Below are 16,920 nucleotides of genomic sequence, written 5' to 3'. Positions count from 1 at the left end.
ATGTACAACATTTTAGTCGTGGATGATGAGCCGCTCATTTGCAGAGGGCTGGCCGGGCTGCTGCGAGCATCCGGACTTGGCATCGGTCAGATTATGACGGCTGCCAGCGGGGAAGAGGCGCTGGATTATATTCGTATGGAAGATGTCGATCTGCTGATTACCGACATCCAGATGGGCGAGCTATCCGGGATTGAACTGATGCATCAGGCGAAAATGGCAAAGCCTTGGGTGCAGGCGATCATTATCTCCGCCCATGAGACGTTTCAATATGCCCAGATGGCGATCCGGCTCGGCGCCAAAGACTATCTGATCAAGCCGCTGAACAGCGAGCAGTTTCTTGACTCGGTCCGGAGTGTGCTGCTGAAGATGGATAAGCCGCTGCCTCGAACGGAAGAGGTGCTGTCCGCCGGGCATGAGGACTTTCGGATGGAGGAGCCTGGGCCAGCATACAGCGAGCCGCTCAACCAATTGCTGGAGGAGCCTGTGGATCGATTGGATGAGCCTCACCCGAAGACCGCGTATTATGAACATCTGGGCTTGAAAGGCCCGTATTTCTCGGTGATCAAAATCCGCCTAGCTTTAAGCGAAGCGGAGGATGCACGCTATTCGGAGCAGGATGCCCGGCTGCTGCAATATGCGGCCTTGAACATCGTCAAGGAGCTGCTGGATCAGCAATGGCATGCCGATGTCTTCTACGGCCGGAACCGGGACATCCATGTGATCGTCCAGTGGAGCGAGGAGGAATACGCCGAGCTGCAGGCCGGGCGAATTCATCAGCTGGAGATGATCGGCAGAAGCATGCATCACCATATCGTCAAGTATTTAACGCTATCGTGCACGGTCGGCATCAGCCAAATCTTGAAGGGGCTCTCGTTCCTGAACGTATTGAGCCGGCAAGCGGATAAAGCGATGCTGTGGAGCCGGGAGCACAAGGATTACCATGTATTCTATTACGGCGATTTCAGCTGGCATAACTACGAGCGCGACCCGGATGCCGATGAGCTCTCTACCCAGAGCAACCAGATCGTGGAGCAGGTCAAACGCTACATCGATGAGCATTACCATCAAAAGGGGCTTACCATACATGAAGTGGCCAAGCGAAATCATGTCAGCCCGAATTATTTAAGCTATCTGTTCAAGAAAATAACCGGCTCCAACCTGTGGGAATACGTGGTGAAGCTGCGCATGGAAGAGAGCCGGTCGCTGCTCCTTCACACCGATCTGCGCCGGTATGAGATTGCCGAGCGGGTCGGATATGAATCGCCGGAGCATTTCAGCAAAATCTTCAAAAAATATTACGGGGTCAGCCCAAGCGACTTGAAAAAATAAGGGGAGTAAGATCAACCATCATTCTCATAGAACTAGACATGTTCCGCCCTTTCTCTCTTCTCTACAATGATGTTGATTGCATACCAACATGAAATGAGGGAGAACAATGGGGGAGCCAGAAACGGCGCTGCAGCCCGTCTTGCAGAAGCGGTCCGGCAAGCCGAGAGGCCGATTCAGAAAACATCTGTGGGGATATTTGTTTCTGCTGCCGGCGGTCATCATTTTTATTCTGTTTCTATGGGTGCCGATCGCCAAAGGGGCGCTGTACAGCTTCTACAGCATCGACTTTGTGAACGGCAATACGTTTGTGGGTGTCGATAACTATGCGCGCGTATTTCAGGACCCGGACGTGTGGACGGCGGTCAAGAACACGCTTTATTACATGCTGCTCACGGTGATCATCGGCTTCTGGGTGCCGATCGTGGCTTCGATCGCCATCTCCGAGCTGCGCTATTTCCAGGGCTTTGCGCGCATCGCCGCCTATTTGCCTTTCGTTGTGCCGGGCGTCGTGCTGTACGGCATGTGGAGATGGATGTATGATCCGGTCGGTCCGATCAACGGGCTATTGATCACATTTGGCGCGGATCCGGTGTCCTTTATATCCGACAGCCGATGGTCGATGATTGCGATTGTGTTCATGGAGACGTGGCAGCAGTTCGGCTCAGCGATGCTGATCTATCTCGCCGGCGTCTTGAGCATACCGAAGGATTGGTATGAGGCCGCGGAGATTGATGGTGCAGGGGTGTGGAACCGGATCCGGTATATCACGCTTCCTTCGATGCGAACGCTGATTGCATTGATGTTCATTCTCCAGGTCATCAGCACTTCACAGGCCTACCAGTCCCAGCTGGCCTTGCTGGATGGCGGACCGAACAATGCCACGCTGACGTATGCGCTGCTGATTGTGAAATACGCCTTCACACGTCTGGATTACGGAACAGCGACTGCCATGGGCATGCTCATGTTTGCCGTATTAAGCCTGGTCGGGATCATCCAGTACAAGCTGAACAAGGGGGATGATGGAGCTTGAGCAAACCTTATGAACGGGGCATTCTCTCGGATGCCGATCTGCAGAAACCGTGGAACAAGGTTGTCTACGGCTTCATGGTGCTGTGTATTGTTGTCATGATTGTGACGATGCTGTATCCGATCCTGATGACCGCATTTAACGGACTGAAGACGAATCAGGAGGTCAACACCTTTCCGCCGCGGTTTTTGCCGCAGACGTGGAATTGGAGCAACTTCAAGGAAGGCTGGGCCTACATTCAGCTGCCGATGTTTCTGAAAAACACGCTGTATGTATTTGTCGGAAATCTGGTGATGACCATATTTGTGCTCGGGCTTGCGTCTTTCAGCATCTCGCGCCTGAAAGTGCCATTTCACCGCGGGATTTATTTCTTCATTCTGATGACTTTGTTTATCCCGGCTTCCAGCTATATGATTCCGAATTTTGTTAATTTGAAGGATTTGGGGCTGCTGAATACGTTCTGGGCATTCTGGCTGCCAGCGGGGGCGAATGCCTACTTCTTTTTGCTGATGAAAAATTTCTTCGACGGGATTCACCCGGAAATCTTCGAGGCGGCGCGGATCGACGGAGCCTCGGAGATGAACAGCTACATCCGGATCGCCGTACCGCTGTCCATTCCGATCTTCGCTACGCTGGCGATCTTTATATTCTCAAATGCCTGGAATGACTGGTTCTGGCCGTCGCTCGTGCTGCACAGTGAATCGAAATACACGCTCGCCACCGCGATCTATAAATATGTGATCAATGCCCGCAGCATGGACAACAACATCAAGTTCACGATTCTGTTCATGGTGATGGTGCCGCCGATCCTCGTCTTTCTCGTGTTTCAGCGCTTCATTATGCGCAGTGTCAGCCTGGCAGCGGTAAAAGGATAGGTCGAGGTGATCAGGGCAAGGGCGCGCTGAATATCCGGGAGGCCCGCGTGCAGGCGGGAATTCGGTCATGGAGGCAACATCGTAGGCCTGCACATGAAGGGAATATGATAACACATCGTTCGAAGGAGCGAGCTCTTTTATGATGAGAAAGAAGCAACAACCATTCTGAAGGGAAAAGGGGAGTTTTCATGCGCAAGTATTCAATGCTGCTGCTCAGTTTGATGCTGCTGGCTGCCGTTCTGGCTGCCTGCAGCGGCAATGGAGCGACAGAGGACAATCCAGGCGGGGAAGCGGCAGGCCCGGATGACGGCTCGCAGAGCAAAATTACGATCAAAATCCATTATCCGCTGCCGGATCAGAAGGAGGCCAGGGCACAGGAAGATGACAAAATCAAGCGTTTCACCGAGATGTATCCGAATGTGACGATTGTGAAGGACGACTGGCAGTATAATGTCAACGAAATCGGCATTAAAATGGCTTCGAATGAAGCGCCGACCTTCTACAACACATTTGCAACCGAAGCACAAATGCTGGTGGAGCATGGCTGGGTGGCTGACATCAGCGAGCTGTACAACAGCTGGGAATACAAGGATGAGATGAACTCGCTGCTGCAAAGCCAGTTTATCGTGGACGGCAAGGTGTATGGCATTACGCAAAACGGCTATGTAACCTCAACGGTGATCAACAAAGGCTTGTTAGACGAGAAGCAGATTCCGCTGCCGGACATGGACTGGACGTGGGACGATATGTACAATACCGCCAAGGGCGCAGCAGATCCGAAGAAAGGCATCTCGGGCATTGCTCCGATGGGCAAGGGTAACGAGGCCGGATGGAACTGGACGAACTTCCTGTTTGAGGCCGGCGGGGAAATCCAGGAGATCGAGAATGGCAAATATACGGCCATCTTCAATTCCGAGGCGGGAGTAAAAGCGCTGGACTTCTACAAGAAGCTGCGCTGGGAAGCTAATGCGATTCCGCAGGACTGGGCGCTAGGCTGGAGCGATGCCATCAATGCGTTTCAGCAGGGACGGACCGCGATGGTGATCGCCGGTGCATCGGATATTATCGACTCTGCGCTGAACCAGGGCGGTCTTAAGCCGGAGAATGTCATCGCCTATCCGATGCCGGCCTACGAAAAGGGCGGGAAGCATATCGGCATTCTGGGAGGCAATTACTTGGTTATCAACCCGAATGCAACGAAGGAAGAGCAGGAAATGGCGTTCCGGTACATCACCTTTGATTATTTCACGGATAAAGGGCTGGAGGCGCTGGAGGCGAATATTCAGGAACGGAAGAGCAACGGCAAGTATTATGTCCCGGCACCGCTGAACTATTTCAGCGATGATTCCGAGTATGCCCAGAAGCTGAATGCGATTTACGATAAATACGACAATGTGTATCGTTATGATGAGCGGATGCTGAGCCTGATCGACGGCAAGCCGGAGGCCCAGTACGGAACGCAGGATTACTACGGCGTCATGGCCAACGTAGTGCAGGAATCCTTCTCGAAGGAAGGGACGGATTCCAAGTCCCAGCTGGATGAAGCGGCCAAGACGGTGCAGACGAGATTTTTTGACAAGATTGAAGCGCCATAACGTTGTTAGGATGCAGGAAGCTCCGCGGATCCCAAGGATCTCGCGGAGCTTCTTCCGTTGTACTATCGATGAGGAAATGGAGCGGGCTGTCGTCTACCAGTTGTTGCCGGACACCCGGATCACGCGGAAGTTCGGGGTTCTGTCTTCCCCGTATATGGCGGTGATTCCCGGGTTGTTCACTCGGACATTGGTGAAGCTTGCTTCTCCGACGACAGGGCCTTGACCTGCTTCTGCGCTGACCACCAGCTTGATGCCGTAGCGAGGCGCATGATGGATATTGATATTCTCAAGGCGAACGTTCTCCATCGGCAGATTCTCCGGTGATTTGGTCTGGAACATCAAACCGAAGTAGACCGGGTTGTTGATATCTACATTTTTCACCACAATATTTCGGAAGCTTCGGTCACCGGCAAACAGCCAGATCGCTCCGAAGTTCTGATAATCATTGATTTTGTCATCTGCACCGACGCTGGTCCAGAAATCGCCGCCTGTGCGGTCCAGGGTGACGCCATCGATGACGGTGTCCTGATCGCCAAAGCCGAGCGTGTTATAGCCAAAGCTCAAGCTGCTGATCGTTAAGCCCGGATATGTCAGCGTATCGGCACCGTACAGATTCTGGAACAGGTTGCCTTGACCGCCATATACCGCAAATGCGGCTGCGCGTCTCACATTGGTGGCCGTCAGATTGGTATATTTGTTGCCGACATTGTAAGAGCCGCCTGCATCAATGGCGCTGAACAAAGCAAACGCGTCATCGCCTGTTCCGCGGGCATAGTTGTTGTCGATGACATTGTAGGATGAACCGTTGGTCATGTTGATGCCGTCTGCAAACATGTTCTTGATCCGGTTGTTCGTAAACGTGTTGTATGAAGAGTTCACGCCCCAGTAGAGACAGACAAAATGCTCAGCCCACACGTTATCAACGGTCACGTTTCGCATGCCGTTTCCGTCGATAAATTTCCCGGGACCGTCCTGTCTGTAGACATAATTGCCCCAAGCCGACAGATCCCGGATCGTTGAGCCGTTTGCTTCCTGTCCGATGTTGAAGCCGATATCGGTATTCGTCTGGTTTTGCGGAGCGACGAGCTTCGTATGCCATGGCCCGGCGCCGATAATTTCCGTTGCCCGGCCGTACAGATGGATCTTGGACGATAAGGTCCATTCGCCGGCGGGAATGAAGATGCCTTTCTTCGAAGGATCCTGCCGGAATTCATTAAGCGCCTGCTCGATCGATTTCGTGTTGGATACCTGGACATACAGGTTGGGGTTCGGGTTGGATGCCGGCGGCGCGACATTCTCGGTTTCGATCATATCGACATAAATCCATGGCACATCGCCGGCGTCCTTTTGGATTCGAATCTTGGTTCCGGCCGGATATACCTGATCCAGCATAAGCTGACTGTCCTCATACAGCCAGTAGGCTTTGGAGCCGGCATTGTCGTAGCCGAGCCGGTCGAGCGTGGTCGGTGTTGCATACACGTAAGAAAATTTGGAGGTAACGGTAAAGTTGCCTTTATCCACATCGTCGACGTACAGGCTGATCGTTCCGGTTGTATTCTCGGCAACGGCGTTACGCAGGACGAGCGCGTTGGCGGGTGCGGTCAGCGTGAACTCGACATACTGGCCGTTGCGGTCCAGATATACGGCGGAACGGCCGGAGGCTTCGCCGGCAAAATCGCCGAGGATATAGTTCGGTGTAAGCCGTGTGCCGTTCGTTCTGTTCGAAGGTGCTTCGGCTTCAAGGATGGTGAACGGCATGTTCGCGCCCCGACCGCTATCATTGCCGCCTGAACCGTATCGGGTGACGGTGTTGCTGGGCGGGGAAGTATTGCCGATGGCATCCTTGGCAACGACATAGTAGCTTACGGTGGCGTTCTTAGGCTGTTGATCAGTATAGGTGAGGGTCGATCCGCTCACACTGCCGCGAAGCAGGCCATTGGCATAAATGTCGTATCCGGTGACGCCCACATTATCGGTGGAGGCTCCCCATGCGAGGCGAATCGTGTCTGGCGCCGGCTCCGTATAGGTCAGATTGGACGGGGCTGTAGGAGGTATACGGTCGGCATTGTCAGGGGCAAACTGTACCCAGTTGATGTTGAAATCATGCCCGCTGGCATATAGACGGAGCGTTTGCTGACCCGCGCTCAGCGTGACATAGTCGGTGACCGTCTGCCAATTCTGCCAGCCGCCGGTATTCGGGACCGCCGTCGTGGCCAGCGTCGTGGTGCCGGAACGCAGCTGGATCTGTCCGGTGGAGGCATTGCTGGCCACTCGATAATCTACAGCATACGTGCCGGCGCTCTGAACATGAACATTGTATTCGAGCCAGTCGCCGACATCAATCCAGCCAACGTTCAGACCGCCGCCGATGTCGGATGTCGGCTCAGTCTGGATGCCGTGCATGGCACTGTAGCCTTCGGCTTCAATCTTGCCCGGAATCGGCCAGGTGACCACTTCGGATTGGCCGTATACCTCAAGCTCTGACAGCTGTGCTGCGGGCCAGCCCGTGTTGGCGGTTACGTGGATTCGAATGTATCTCGTGCTGACCGGGCTCCATTCAATGGTGACGGAGTTGCCGGCCGCCGGATTAAAGGTGTAGCTGGCGGATGACTTGAGGTCGGTGAAGCTGGAACCGTTGGCGCTGCCTTGAACGGACAACGTCTGGGCGCGGGTCTCCCAGCCCGGAGGAAGCTTCAGCACGACCTGATGGACAGTTGTCTGGCTGCCGAGGTCCACCTGCACCCATTGCGGGAAGGCATGGTTGACGCTTTCCCAATAGGTCCCCGGATTGCCATCGGTCACATTAGCTGCCACGTACACATCGGCATGGCCCGATGCGGTCACCGGTTTGCCTGCAGCGAGATTCTGCAGTGCAGCGGCATCGGCGGTGCGGGGTGTGCCGAGGGAAGAGAGCAGCGTCCCCAGCAGCAGACTGAAGGCACAGACTAAGGCGAGCATTCGTGTGTGGCTGTTCACAATTCTCATTCTGTTCATAAACCTCCTTTATTTAATGGATTTGTAAAGGATTGCATATTGATCATAGGCAGGTTTGGACGATAAATGAAGTCGCGATTCTATGGACATTGTGTGCAGGATTAAGCAGTGAATTGGGTATCGGCTAGATACGATGAAGCGGGATGTGGGAGCGGCAGTTTCTGCGAAGTGCGGGCGGGGACAAGTTCGGCGTGATTTTTCAAGTTAATATGGATGAGCAGGCATCGGAGCAATAATCGTTTGGAAAGAAGCTTGAGGCCATGATGGCAACCTAACAAGACCTTCGTATTGAAGGTCTTTTTCTTATGTGCGCATTCAGGTGTGAATTTGGGCATGCTACTAATGGCCGCGGGACCGGGATCAAGAAATTCTCGAATACGAGGCGGCAAAGCCCTTGTCGTTGCCCAATACTTACTTCCACGTAAGTATCTCACTTTCAAGTACGTACTTCCGCATTCTAAAGTAACTGCTCTACAATGAAAGCTGTAATCTACACCAATACGCTCATAAGGAGAGATTCATAATATGGAACTTCAATTGGCACTCGATTTGGTAAATATCCCGGAAGCAAAACAAGTGGTGGCCGAAGTGGCCGAGCATATCGACATCGTAGAGATCGGAACGCCGGTGGTCATCAATGAGGGGCTTCATGCGGTTAAAGCGATCAAGGAAGCATTCCCGCATCTGCGCGTGCTTGCTGACCTGAAAGTTATGGATGCCGGCGGTTACGAGGTAATGAAAGCATCCGAAGCGGGCGCAGACATTATTACGGTGCTTGGTGTATCGGACGACGCCACCATTAAAGGCGCTGTTGCGGAAGCCCGCAAACAAGGCAAACAAGTGATGGTGGATATGATCAATGTGAAGAACATGGAGGAAAGAGCGCGGGAGATTGACGGTTTCGGAGTCGACTACATCTGCGTGCATTCCGGCTACGACCACCAGGCAGAAGGCAAGAATTCCTTCGAGGAATTGGCTACGATCAATCGGGTGGTTCAGCAGGCAAAAACCGCTGTTGCCGGGGGCATCAAGCTCGAGACACTTCCTGAAGTTATTGCAGCAAAGCCGGATCTTGTCATCGTAGGCGGCGGCATTACAGGCCAGTCCGATATGAAAGCTGTAGCTGCGGAAATGAAGCAGCTCGTACAGCAGGCGTAAGCATCGATGAGCGCCATCATGTTCAAACAGGCAGCCGTTATTGCTAGTGAGATCGCAGAATCGGTCGAGAAAATCGACGGCACCCAGGTGGAGGCACTGATTGAACGGATATTGAAGAGTGAAGCGGTGTTCGTCGCCGGAAGCGGAAGATCCGGGCTGATGATCCGGGCGTTTGCCATGCGGCTGATGCAGATGGGACATCGGGTTCATGTCGTGGGCGATACGGTAACGCCTGCAATCGGAGCTCGGGACTTACTTATCATCGGATCCGGCTCCGGTGAAACGCAAAGTCTGGTCGCTATGGCCCAGAAGGCCAAGCAGATCGGATCGAGTCTGGCCGCAATCACGATCAAGCCAGAGTCTCGCATCGGAGCACTGGCAGATGTCGTCGTTCAGCTGCCGGGAGCCACGAAGGATCAGCAGCAGGATTTCCTGACGACGGTCCAGCCGATGGCTTCCCTATTCGAGCAGACGATGCTGGTGGTGCTGGATGCAGCCATCCTGAGGCTGATGGAGAAGAGCGACCAGCAATCGGACCGCATGTTCGGGCTGCACGCCAATCTGGAGTAGATCTGTTTTTTGAAGTTATTGCCCTGACCGTTGTATACTATAGAGTAAAGGGGTGAAGCATTATGGCAAATGAAGTCAAGCAGCGCATCAATCTGAAAGAAATAAACTGCCATAAGGAGTTAACCCTTGCGGTCATCGGCGGTAAATGGAAACTGATCATCCTGTGGCATCTCGGTCTGGGCGGCGTTAAACGATTCGGTGAGCTGAATCGGCTCATTCCGCATATCACACAGAAAATGCTGACCAATCAGCTGCGCGAGCTGGAGGAAGATCAGCTGGTACACCGCGTCGTGTATCCCGAGGTCCCGCCAAGAGTGGAGTATTCGCTCACACCTTACGGCGAGAGTCTGATGCCGATCCTCAAGCTCATGTATGACTGGGGCAAGGATTACGGCCAGAAGGTGATCTGGAAAGACGGAGATATGCCTCTGGATGCAGCCGACGAACAATCTGTGAAAACCGGGCAAGCAGTGGCTGAATAGCCGTATCTGACTAAGACAAGCCTAGGCACCTTCGATAGATAGATTCAGAATAGAGCCATTAGTTTATACCAGATCGAATCATAACAAGGTACGACTTGCTGCACAATCGCTGTGCGATAGACATACACCATGCAACGGGTTCAAGCCTCCGGATTTTATGCCGGGGGCTTATTTAATGATGGGATATCCTTGTTCGGACATAAAGGCGCGTGATTGCCATATAGCCGGGGAGTGAGATAGCCGGGGCGCACGTTACTTCGGTTTCTCTGAATCCCGGTAGGCGCTGGGCGATTGGCCGGTTACTTTTTTGAACAGCATGGAAAAATACTTGTCATTGCCGTATCCAACCCGGAAAGCGATTTCATGAATGGGTGCATCACTGTCCCGAAGCAGGCGCTTAGCCTCTTCAATCCGGCGCTTGATTAAATAGTTCACGGGCGAGTCGCCGAGCTCCTTTTTGAACAGATGGGACAGGTAGTGCTGGCTCACGTACAGCGTGTCGGCAATCTCTTTCAGCGTAATGCTGCGGGTGTAGTTTTTATCAATGAACTGTTTGGTGCGGACCGTAATTTCATTCTTGTCCTTTAGCGGGTCAAACGGGTGCTTGACGTCAATGATCCGGTACAGCAGCGTGATCAGCGACATGAGCAGGTTGCTGCTGAGCGTTTCGTAGCCGAGCACCTGGGAATCGCATTCCTGAAGGATCTCGGACAGATAGCTCTCCACCTTGTAGGCGTATTTCTCGCATGGAACGACCGGCTCCACGGAGGCGGGAAGCAGATGCCCGAGCGGCACCCCCTCGATATGCACATGGCTTACACCGCAGTAGATGAGCTTGAACGGCTCGGAACTGCTGGAAAATTCCTCATGCGGGACACCGGCATTGTAGACAGCCACATCGCCGGGCCGCACCTCATATGACTTGCCTCCGATCCGGAATGTCCCGGTGCCCTCTACAATGTATATAATTTCGCAATAATCGTGAATTTGCGGCGGGGCGTAGAAGCGGCATTCATCCACAACCTGGCCTGCAAATAACAGCTCCGGTCTCTTCTTGAACCGGAAGCGATCGCTTTTGCGATGCGGAATTTCGATTTTGGGCACGCCTTGCATTCCTCCCCCGGCAAATAGATACCTCTATTATAGCTCAATTTGAAACCGATGGAAAAAGGAAGAGAGCCCGCGGCTTCGTCACACACTAAGCGAAGGCACGGGGTTCACTTTTTTGTTGTTTTGGGTTTGGAAAAAGGCAATATAGTAGGTTCTCGCCCCACGCTTCCTCCAATTAGAATAAGGGCATATTCCAATAGCCAAGGAGGCAGGACAGGCATGGTTGAAAACGGTTACAGATGGAGAAACGGATTTCCGAAAATCGGCATTCGCCCGACCATTGACGGCAGAAGAAGAGGGGTCCGCGAATCGCTGGAGGAGCAGACGATGAATCTGGCGAAGGCGGTGGCGCGACTGCTGAGCGAGCAGCTGCGCTATCCGAACGGTGAGCCGGTTGAATGCGTGATTGCGGATACATGTATCGGGGGAGTGGCAGAGGCGGCTGCCGCGGCCAAAAAATTCAAGCAGGCCGAGGTCGGCCTGTCGATTACGGTGACGCCGTGCTGGTGTTACGGCACAGAGACGATGGATACCGATCCGGTAATTCCGAAAGCGGTCTGGGGCTTTAACGGAACCGGACGTCCGGGAGCGGTGTACCTGGCGGCGGTATTGTCTGCCCATGCGCAGAAAGGGCTGCCGGCATTCGGCATTTACGGGGAGGATGTTCAGGATGAGGGCGATGACCGGATTCCGGAGGATGTGCAGGAGAAGCTGCTTCGCTTCGCCCGGGGCGGTCTGGCGGCAGCGATGATGCGCGATCAGGCCTATCTGTCGATGGGTTCTGTATCGATGGGGATTGCGGGCTCGATGGTCAATGATTCCTTCTTCCAGGAATATCTTGGCATGCGCAACGAATATGTGGACATGAGCGAATTCACACGGCGGATTAACGAGGAGATCTACGATCCGGAAGAGTACAAGCTGGCTTTCGAATGGGTGAAGCGGAATTGCCAGGAAGGACCGGACAACAATCCGGAAGACCTGCAGACGTCCAGGGAGCGCAAGAACAAGGAATGGGAGACGGTGGTGAAAATGACGCTGATCGCGCGCGACCTGATGATCGGCAACCCGCGGTTGGCCGAGCTGGGCTTTGAGGAAGAGGCGCAGGGCCATCATGCGATCGCTTCCGGCTTCCAGGGGCAGCGGCAGTGGACGGACCATTTTCCAAACGGCGACTTTATGGAAACGCTTCTTAATTCGTCCTTCGACTGGAACGGGACAAGGGCGCCTTATATTGTAGCAACCGAGAATGACAGTCTGAATGGGGTTGGCATGCTGTTCGGCTACCTGTTGACGAATACGGCGCAGATATTCGCGGATGTGCGCACATACTGGAGCCCAGCGTCCGTAGAGCGGGTGGCTGGCTACAAGCTGGAGGGGCGTGCAGCCAACGGCATTCTGCATCTGATCAATTCGGGCTCAGCCGCGCTGGACGGCACAGGCGAACAGACGAAAGACGGGGCGCCTGTCATCAAGCCGCACTGGGAAATCAGCGATGATGAGGTCGAGCGGATGCTGAAAGCGACGCAGTGGCGTCCGGCTTCGGTTGAATATTTTCGCGGCGGCGGCTTCTCAACCGACTATCTGACCCGGGGCGGCATGCCGATGACGATGGCTCGGCTGAATCTGGTGAAGGGCCTGGGTCCGGTGCTGCAGATTGCCGAGGGCTACTCGGTGGATCTGCCGGAGCATGTGCATGACACGCTGGATAAGCGGACGGACCCGACCTGGCCATCGACCTGGTTCGCTCCGAACCTGACTGGCAGCGGCGCATTCACGAGCGTCTACAGCGTGATGGATCATTGGGGGGCGAACCACGGTGTGATCAGCTATGGGCATATCGGTGCCGATCTGATTACGCTGGCATCGATACTGCGCATTCCGGTGAGTATGCACAATGTGCCGAAAGAGAGCATTTTCCGCCCGCGGGCATGGGGGCTCTTCGGTACCGAGGAAGCGGAAAGCGCCGATTTCCGCGCCTGCGAGACGTTCGGGCCGCTGTATCGATAACGCCCGCCGCCGGCTGACGGCCAGTGACGGCCCATGACCGTGTCGGCCTAGGATGCAGGCTGCCACAGTGGTGATGCACTGCGGTCGGTAACCGGTTGGCATAGTGATGGCAGGCAAGGATCAAAAAAAGCAATAAAGGAGAATCGCAAACCATGAGCAACGATAATGCCAGAGAGGTGCGCCAGGAGTTGTGTAAATACGCTCGTAAAATTGTGGAGGGCGGTCTCGTCGTAGGCCCGGGTGGCAATATCAGCGCGCGGGCTGGTGACAAAATGTATTTGTCGCCAAGCGGCTTCGCGCTGGAGGAGATTGAGCCGGAGCAGTGGATCGAAGTGGATATTCCGACAGGGGAAGTGACCGAGACCGGGCTGCGTCCCTCGTCGGAGGTGCTGATGCATCTGTACGGATACCGCAAGAAGCCGGACATGGGGGCCATGGTGCATACGCACCCGCCGCATTGCATCGCCTTTACACTGATTGAGCAGGAGCTTCCGATCATGTTTCCGGATCAGGCCGCGCTGGTCGGACGGACGGCGTTCATTCCTTACCTCGTGCCGACCACCGATCTGTTGGCCGATGCGGTGGCTGCGAAAGTCAATGAGGCATGCTCGATTCTGCTCGGAAATCACGGCCTGGTAACTACCGGACGCAATTTGCGGGAGGCCTTTTACCGGACCCAGGTTGTGGAGGAGAGCGCAAAAATTTATTTAAGTGCCCGGGCGGCCGGGACACCGGTGCCGCTGACCGATGAGGAAGTGGCTGAGATTGCCGCGCTGGAGAGTGAAGACTACCGAATCCAGCTGCTGCAAAAAATGAAATGACGGAAGGGGCGTGAGGTTGTCCATGACCGTGAATGAACGACGGATTCCTTGCGTGTTGGCGTTTGATTTAGGTGCCGGCAGCGGACGCGCCATCATCGGCGAGATTGTCGAGGAGCCCCCTTGGACGACAGACGGGCCAGGAGAAGGCGGGCGCAATGGCACGGAGCGTGACCAGGACGCGGCGGTCCTGCTTGACCAGGCCGGTGAAGAGATGCACTTGCAGTCAAGCGGATTGGCGGAGGAAGCTGTGCGCAAACTCCGGATCACGGAGATTCATCGGTTTCCGAACCATCCGGTTCAGATCGGCCGCCATTTGCACTGGGATACCCCGATGCTGCTGCAGGAGATTAAGAACGGGATTCGCAAAGCGTTTCAGGCAGGCTATGAGCCGCAAAGCTGTGCCATCGATACCTGGGGCGTCGATTTCGGGCTGCTGGACCGTAACGGCGAACTGCTGGGCATCCCGTACCATTATCGCGACCGGCAAACCGAAGGGGTGGTGGAGGAGGTGTCCGCCCTGGTCGGATCGGAGCGTCTGTTTCGCGAGAGCGGGCTGCAGTTCATGCCGTTTAATACGATCTATCAGCTGTATGCTATGAAAAAGGCCGCTTCCCCCAAGCTGGACGTTGCCGACACCTTGCTGCTCACGCCGGATTTAATGAATTATTTTCTAACTGGCAAGCGCTGCTGTGAATTTTCAATGGCAACAACGACCGGGCTATATGACCCGGGAAGAGGCGGTTGGAACGTTCAGCTGCTGGAGGAGCTGGGGCTGCGCAGCGACATGTTCCTGGAGCCGGTATCACCGGGAACGGTCATCGGATCATTGACGTCAGAGGTGTGTGCGGAGCTGGGAGTGCCGCCGATGAACGTCGTTGCCGTCGCTTCGCATGATACGGAGTCAGCCGCGGCGGCTGTGCCGGCATCCTCAGCTTCCTTCGCCTATCTGGTCAGCGGCACCTGGTCGCTGCTCGGCACGCAGATGCCCGCGCCCTTGCTGACGTCATCGGTATTCGAGCATCAATTCTCGAATGAAGGCGGTGTGGACGGCAATTATCATTTGCTTAAAAATATTATGGGCTTGTGGATTTTGCAGGAGTGCAAGCGCAAGTGGGAGCAGGACGGCTGCAGCTTCACCTATGCCGAGCTCATTGAACTTGCAGAAGCGGCCGAACCGCTGCGCACGCTCATTGATCCGGATGCGCTGCGGTTTATGAACCCTCCGGATATGCCGGAGGAAATTCGAAGCTACTGCCGGGATAACGGCCAGCTTGAGCCGGACTCAGTCGGCAGCATGGTGCGCTGCATCCTGGAAAGCCTGGCCTTCCGGTACCGGCAAGTGCTGGAACAGGCCGAGATGCTGACAGGCTCAAAGTTCGCCGGACTGCACATGGTTGGCGGCGGCATTCAGAATGAACTGCTGTGCGCCTTGACGGCGAATGTCATCGGCCGCCCGGTCTGGGCGGGGCCGGTCGAAGCAAGCGCGATCGGCAATGTGCTTGTCCAGCTCCGAACGTCCGGCCATATCAACGATATGCGGGAGGGGCAGGAGCTGGTGAAGGCTTCGTTCCCGCAGCATATCTATGAGCCGGATGAAGCCGAGCGTCGTGCGGTGTGGGAAGCAGGCTACACGCGATATCTGCGGCTCATCGAGTCGGACATTCGCAGTGGTGCCGGTTAGAGTGCGGAGCCGAGGTTAATCCAACCTGTGAAAGAGGAGGAAACGCATGCTTAAAGGAATATCGCCGTTGATCTCGCCGGAGCTGATCAAACTATTGATGGAGATGGGGCATGCCGACGAGATTGTGATCGCGGATGGCAACTTCCCGGCAGCCAGCCATGCGCAGCGGCTCGTTCGCTGCGATGGTCATGGCGTTCCGGAGTTGCTGGCCGCCATTCTGCCGCTGTTCCCGCTCGACTCCTATGTCGAGCGGCCTGTATCTCTGATGGCCGTCATGCCGGGAGACAATGTGGAGACGCCGATCTGGGATCGTTACCGCGACATTGTGCGGGATCACCATCCGGGGAGCGACCTGTTTGAGACGGTCGAGCGGTTTGCTTTCTATGAACGGGCAAAAAACGCCTACGCTATCGTAGCCACCGGGGAAACCGCGCTGTATGCCAACCTTATTTTAAAAAAGGGCGTGGTCGTTTAAACCCCTTGGATGTGTCGCGTTATCGCATACAGACGGTTCACGGTTCATTTGACGTGACTGAATGTTTGCTGAAGTTGAAGTGAAGTTGATATGAAGTCGGAGGACGTCCAGCGGGCGTTCTCTTTTTTATTATGGGTGTAGTAAATTATTGGTTTTTATAGATTTCGAAAGGGAACGTACGTGCTATCGTTGCTGCTACAAATCGATTCGGAAAAAGACAAGACAGGGGTCTCGTGGGGGGGATGCAGGCCGAATCTATTTTTGGATTCATGAGGATGATCTTGCAAGCCTGTGTTTTGACCGGGTCGTATGTGAAATGCAGTGCACCTAAAATTTTGATTCTTTACTTACAATGCGGTTATAATCCAAGTATTCAATACGATGAAGCACTCGTATATTTTCCTGATAGGAGGAGCGGCATGGAGGTTTTTGCGGAATATTTAAAAGGGATCGATCATCCGGATCACCGTGAACGAACAGAAGAGGTCTTGAAATGGGTAACTCATAAGTTTCCGCAATTAGAGCCGAAAATTGCATGGAATCAGCCGATGTTCACCGATCACGGCACGTACATCATTGGTTTCAGCGTATCCAAGCAGCATATGGCTGTGGCTCCGGAAAGAGTAACGATCGATCGGTTCTATGATGACATTGTACAGGCAGGTTATAGTCACACCAAGGAATTGGTGCGTTTCCCGTGGAAGGGTGAGGTGGACTTCACGCTGCTTGAGAAAATGATCGAGTTCAATATTATGGATAAGGCGGACTGCTCAACATTCTGGCGGAAATAAAC

15 protein-coding genes are annotated in these 16,920 nt (G+C 54.4%); 13 read left to right on the top strand and 2 right to left on the bottom strand.

Translation table 11 applies throughout. The annotated features are described in order from the left end of the window. The 4 genes from CHH67_RS10805 to CHH67_RS10790 all read left to right on the top strand — a co-directional run bounded on the left by CHH67_RS10805 (nucleotide 1) and on the right by CHH67_RS10790 (nucleotide 4,826). Nucleotides 1–1,329, top strand: a complete 1,329-nt coding sequence (locus tag CHH67_RS10805; RefSeq protein ID WP_095265190.1) for a response regulator transcription factor — start codon at nucleotides 1–3, stop codon at nucleotides 1,327–1,329. Between the two features lie 106 nt (nucleotides 1,330–1,435). Further along, nucleotides 1,436–2,359, top strand: a complete 924-nt coding sequence (locus CHH67_RS10800) for a carbohydrate ABC transporter permease (protein WP_095265189.1) — start codon at nucleotides 1,436–1,438, stop codon at nucleotides 2,357–2,359. Then, complete coding sequence (locus tag CHH67_RS10795; RefSeq protein WP_095265188.1) at nucleotides 2,356–3,231, top strand: carbohydrate ABC transporter permease; 876 nt, start codon at nucleotides 2,356–2,358, stop codon at nucleotides 3,229–3,231. Before CHH67_RS10800 ends, CHH67_RS10795 begins: the two co-directional genes overlap by 4 nt. Before the next feature lie 188 nt (nucleotides 3,232–3,419). Then, a complete protein-coding gene (locus CHH67_RS10790) occupies nucleotides 3,420–4,826 on the top strand; it encodes an ABC transporter substrate-binding protein (RefSeq protein WP_095265187.1) in 1,407 nt (468 codons plus the stop codon). Nucleotides 4,827–4,919: 93 nt separating this feature from the next. Here the strand turns inward: CHH67_RS10790 and CHH67_RS10785 are convergent, their stop codons facing one another. Beyond that, complete coding sequence (locus tag CHH67_RS10785) at nucleotides 4,920–7,811, bottom strand: carbohydrate-binding protein (RefSeq protein ID WP_095265186.1); 2,892 nt, start codon at nucleotides 7,809–7,811, stop codon at nucleotides 4,920–4,922. A gap of 534 nt (nucleotides 7,812–8,345) precedes the next feature. Between CHH67_RS10785 and hxlA the strand changes: the two genes are divergently transcribed. From hxlA to CHH67_RS10770, 3 genes are all read left to right on the top strand, one after another. Further along, nucleotides 8,346–8,978, top strand: coding sequence for a 3-hexulose-6-phosphate synthase (gene hxlA / locus CHH67_RS10780; protein ID WP_095265185.1), 633 nt, complete (start codon nucleotides 8,346–8,348; stop codon nucleotides 8,976–8,978). Between the two features lie 6 nt (nucleotides 8,979–8,984). Continuing rightward, a complete protein-coding gene (gene hxlB, locus CHH67_RS10775; RefSeq protein WP_095265184.1) occupies nucleotides 8,985–9,548 on the top strand; it encodes a 6-phospho-3-hexuloisomerase in 564 nt (187 codons plus the stop codon). Between the two features lie 62 nt (nucleotides 9,549–9,610). Next, nucleotides 9,611–10,030: a winged helix-turn-helix transcriptional regulator gene (locus tag CHH67_RS10770; RefSeq protein ID WP_095265183.1), complete on the top strand. Its 420-nt coding sequence runs from the start codon at nucleotides 9,611–9,613 to the stop codon at nucleotides 10,028–10,030. A gap of 252 nt (nucleotides 10,031–10,282) precedes the next feature. Here the strand turns inward: CHH67_RS10770 and CHH67_RS10765 are convergent, their stop codons facing one another. Further along, nucleotides 10,283–11,143: an AraC family transcriptional regulator gene (locus CHH67_RS10765; RefSeq protein ID WP_342351954.1), complete on the bottom strand. Its 861-nt coding sequence runs from the start codon at nucleotides 11,141–11,143 to the stop codon at nucleotides 10,283–10,285. A 216-nt stretch (nucleotides 11,144–11,359) separates the two neighbouring features. On the opposite strand from CHH67_RS10765, the gene CHH67_RS10760 reads away from it, so the two are divergent. The 6 genes from CHH67_RS10760 (at nucleotide 11,360) to CHH67_RS10735 (ending at nucleotide 16,918) form a co-directional block, all read left to right on the top strand. Beyond that, nucleotides 11,360–13,150 carry an L-fucose isomerase gene (locus tag CHH67_RS10760; RefSeq protein WP_095265182.1) on the top strand — a complete coding sequence of 597 codons (1,791 nt, stop codon included), beginning with the start codon at nucleotides 11,360–11,362 and terminating at the stop codon, nucleotides 13,148–13,150. A 152-nt stretch (nucleotides 13,151–13,302) separates the two neighbouring features. After that, nucleotides 13,303–13,971 (top strand): class II aldolase/adducin family protein, encoded by a 669-nt coding sequence (locus tag CHH67_RS10755; RefSeq protein WP_095265181.1) that lies wholly within the window; start codon nucleotides 13,303–13,305, stop codon nucleotides 13,969–13,971. Nucleotides 13,972–13,993: 22 nt separating this feature from the next. Beyond that, entirely contained in the window at nucleotides 13,994–15,652 is a 1,659-nt protein-coding gene (locus CHH67_RS10750) for a rhamnulokinase (RefSeq protein ID WP_342351953.1), read from the top strand. Between the two features lie 46 nt (nucleotides 15,653–15,698). Continuing rightward, nucleotides 15,699–16,127, top strand: coding sequence for an L-fucose mutarotase (gene fucU / locus CHH67_RS10745; protein ID WP_095265180.1), 429 nt, complete (start codon nucleotides 15,699–15,701; stop codon nucleotides 16,125–16,127). Between the two features lie 148 nt (nucleotides 16,128–16,275). Beyond that, a complete protein-coding gene (locus tag CHH67_RS27175) occupies nucleotides 16,276–16,458 on the top strand; it encodes a DUF1963 domain-containing protein (protein ID WP_341037398.1) in 183 nt (60 codons plus the stop codon). An 88-nt stretch (nucleotides 16,459–16,546) separates the two neighbouring features. Then, a complete protein-coding gene (locus CHH67_RS10735) occupies nucleotides 16,547–16,918 on the top strand; it encodes an iron chaperone (protein WP_095265179.1) in 372 nt (123 codons plus the stop codon). Nucleotides 16,919–16,920: the final 2 nt, after the last annotated feature.

This window comes from Paenibacillus campinasensis (assembly GCF_002272015.1).
Taxonomy (GTDB): Bacteria; Bacillota; Bacilli; order Paenibacillales; family Paenibacillaceae; genus Paenibacillus_AQ; species Paenibacillus_AQ campinasensis.
This window is presented reverse-complemented; position numbering and strand designations above follow the sequence as displayed.

What these genes read in the sequence shown, in the direction of transcription:
- CHH67_RS10805 (WP_095265190.1), top strand. Translation starts at nt 1, where the DNA reads ATGTACAACATTTTAGTCGTGGATGATGAGCCGCTCATTTGCAGAGGG.
- CHH67_RS10800 (WP_095265189.1), top strand. Translation starts at nt 1,436, where the DNA reads ATGGGGGAGCCAGAAACGGCGCTGCAGCCCGTCTTGCAGAAGCGGTCC.
- CHH67_RS10790 (WP_095265187.1), top strand. Translation starts at nt 3,420, where the DNA reads ATGCGCAAGTATTCAATGCTGCTGCTCAGTTTGATGCTGCTGGCTGCC.
- CHH67_RS10785 (WP_095265186.1), bottom strand. Translation starts at nt 7,811, where the DNA reads ATGAGAATTGTGAACAGCCACACACGAATGCTCGCCTTAGTCTGTGCC.
- hxlA (WP_095265185.1), top strand. Translation starts at nt 8,346, where the DNA reads ATGGAACTTCAATTGGCACTCGATTTGGTAAATATCCCGGAAGCAAAA.
- hxlB (WP_095265184.1), top strand. Translation starts at nt 8,985, where the DNA reads ATGAGCGCCATCATGTTCAAACAGGCAGCCGTTATTGCTAGTGAGATC.
- CHH67_RS10770 (WP_095265183.1), top strand. Translation starts at nt 9,611, where the DNA reads ATGGCAAATGAAGTCAAGCAGCGCATCAATCTGAAAGAAATAAACTGC.
- CHH67_RS10765 (WP_342351954.1), bottom strand. Translation starts at nt 11,143, where the DNA reads ATGCAAGGCGTGCCCAAAATCGAAATTCCGCATCGCAAAAGCGATCGC.
- CHH67_RS10760 (WP_095265182.1), top strand. Translation starts at nt 11,360, where the DNA reads ATGGTTGAAAACGGTTACAGATGGAGAAACGGATTTCCGAAAATCGGC.
- CHH67_RS10755 (WP_095265181.1), top strand. Translation starts at nt 13,303, where the DNA reads ATGAGCAACGATAATGCCAGAGAGGTGCGCCAGGAGTTGTGTAAATAC.
- CHH67_RS10750 (WP_342351953.1), top strand. Translation starts at nt 13,994, where the DNA reads ATGACCGTGAATGAACGACGGATTCCTTGCGTGTTGGCGTTTGATTTA.
- fucU (WP_095265180.1), top strand. Translation starts at nt 15,699, where the DNA reads ATGCTTAAAGGAATATCGCCGTTGATCTCGCCGGAGCTGATCAAACTA.
- CHH67_RS10735 (WP_095265179.1), top strand. Translation starts at nt 16,547, where the DNA reads ATGGAGGTTTTTGCGGAATATTTAAAAGGGATCGATCATCCGGATCAC.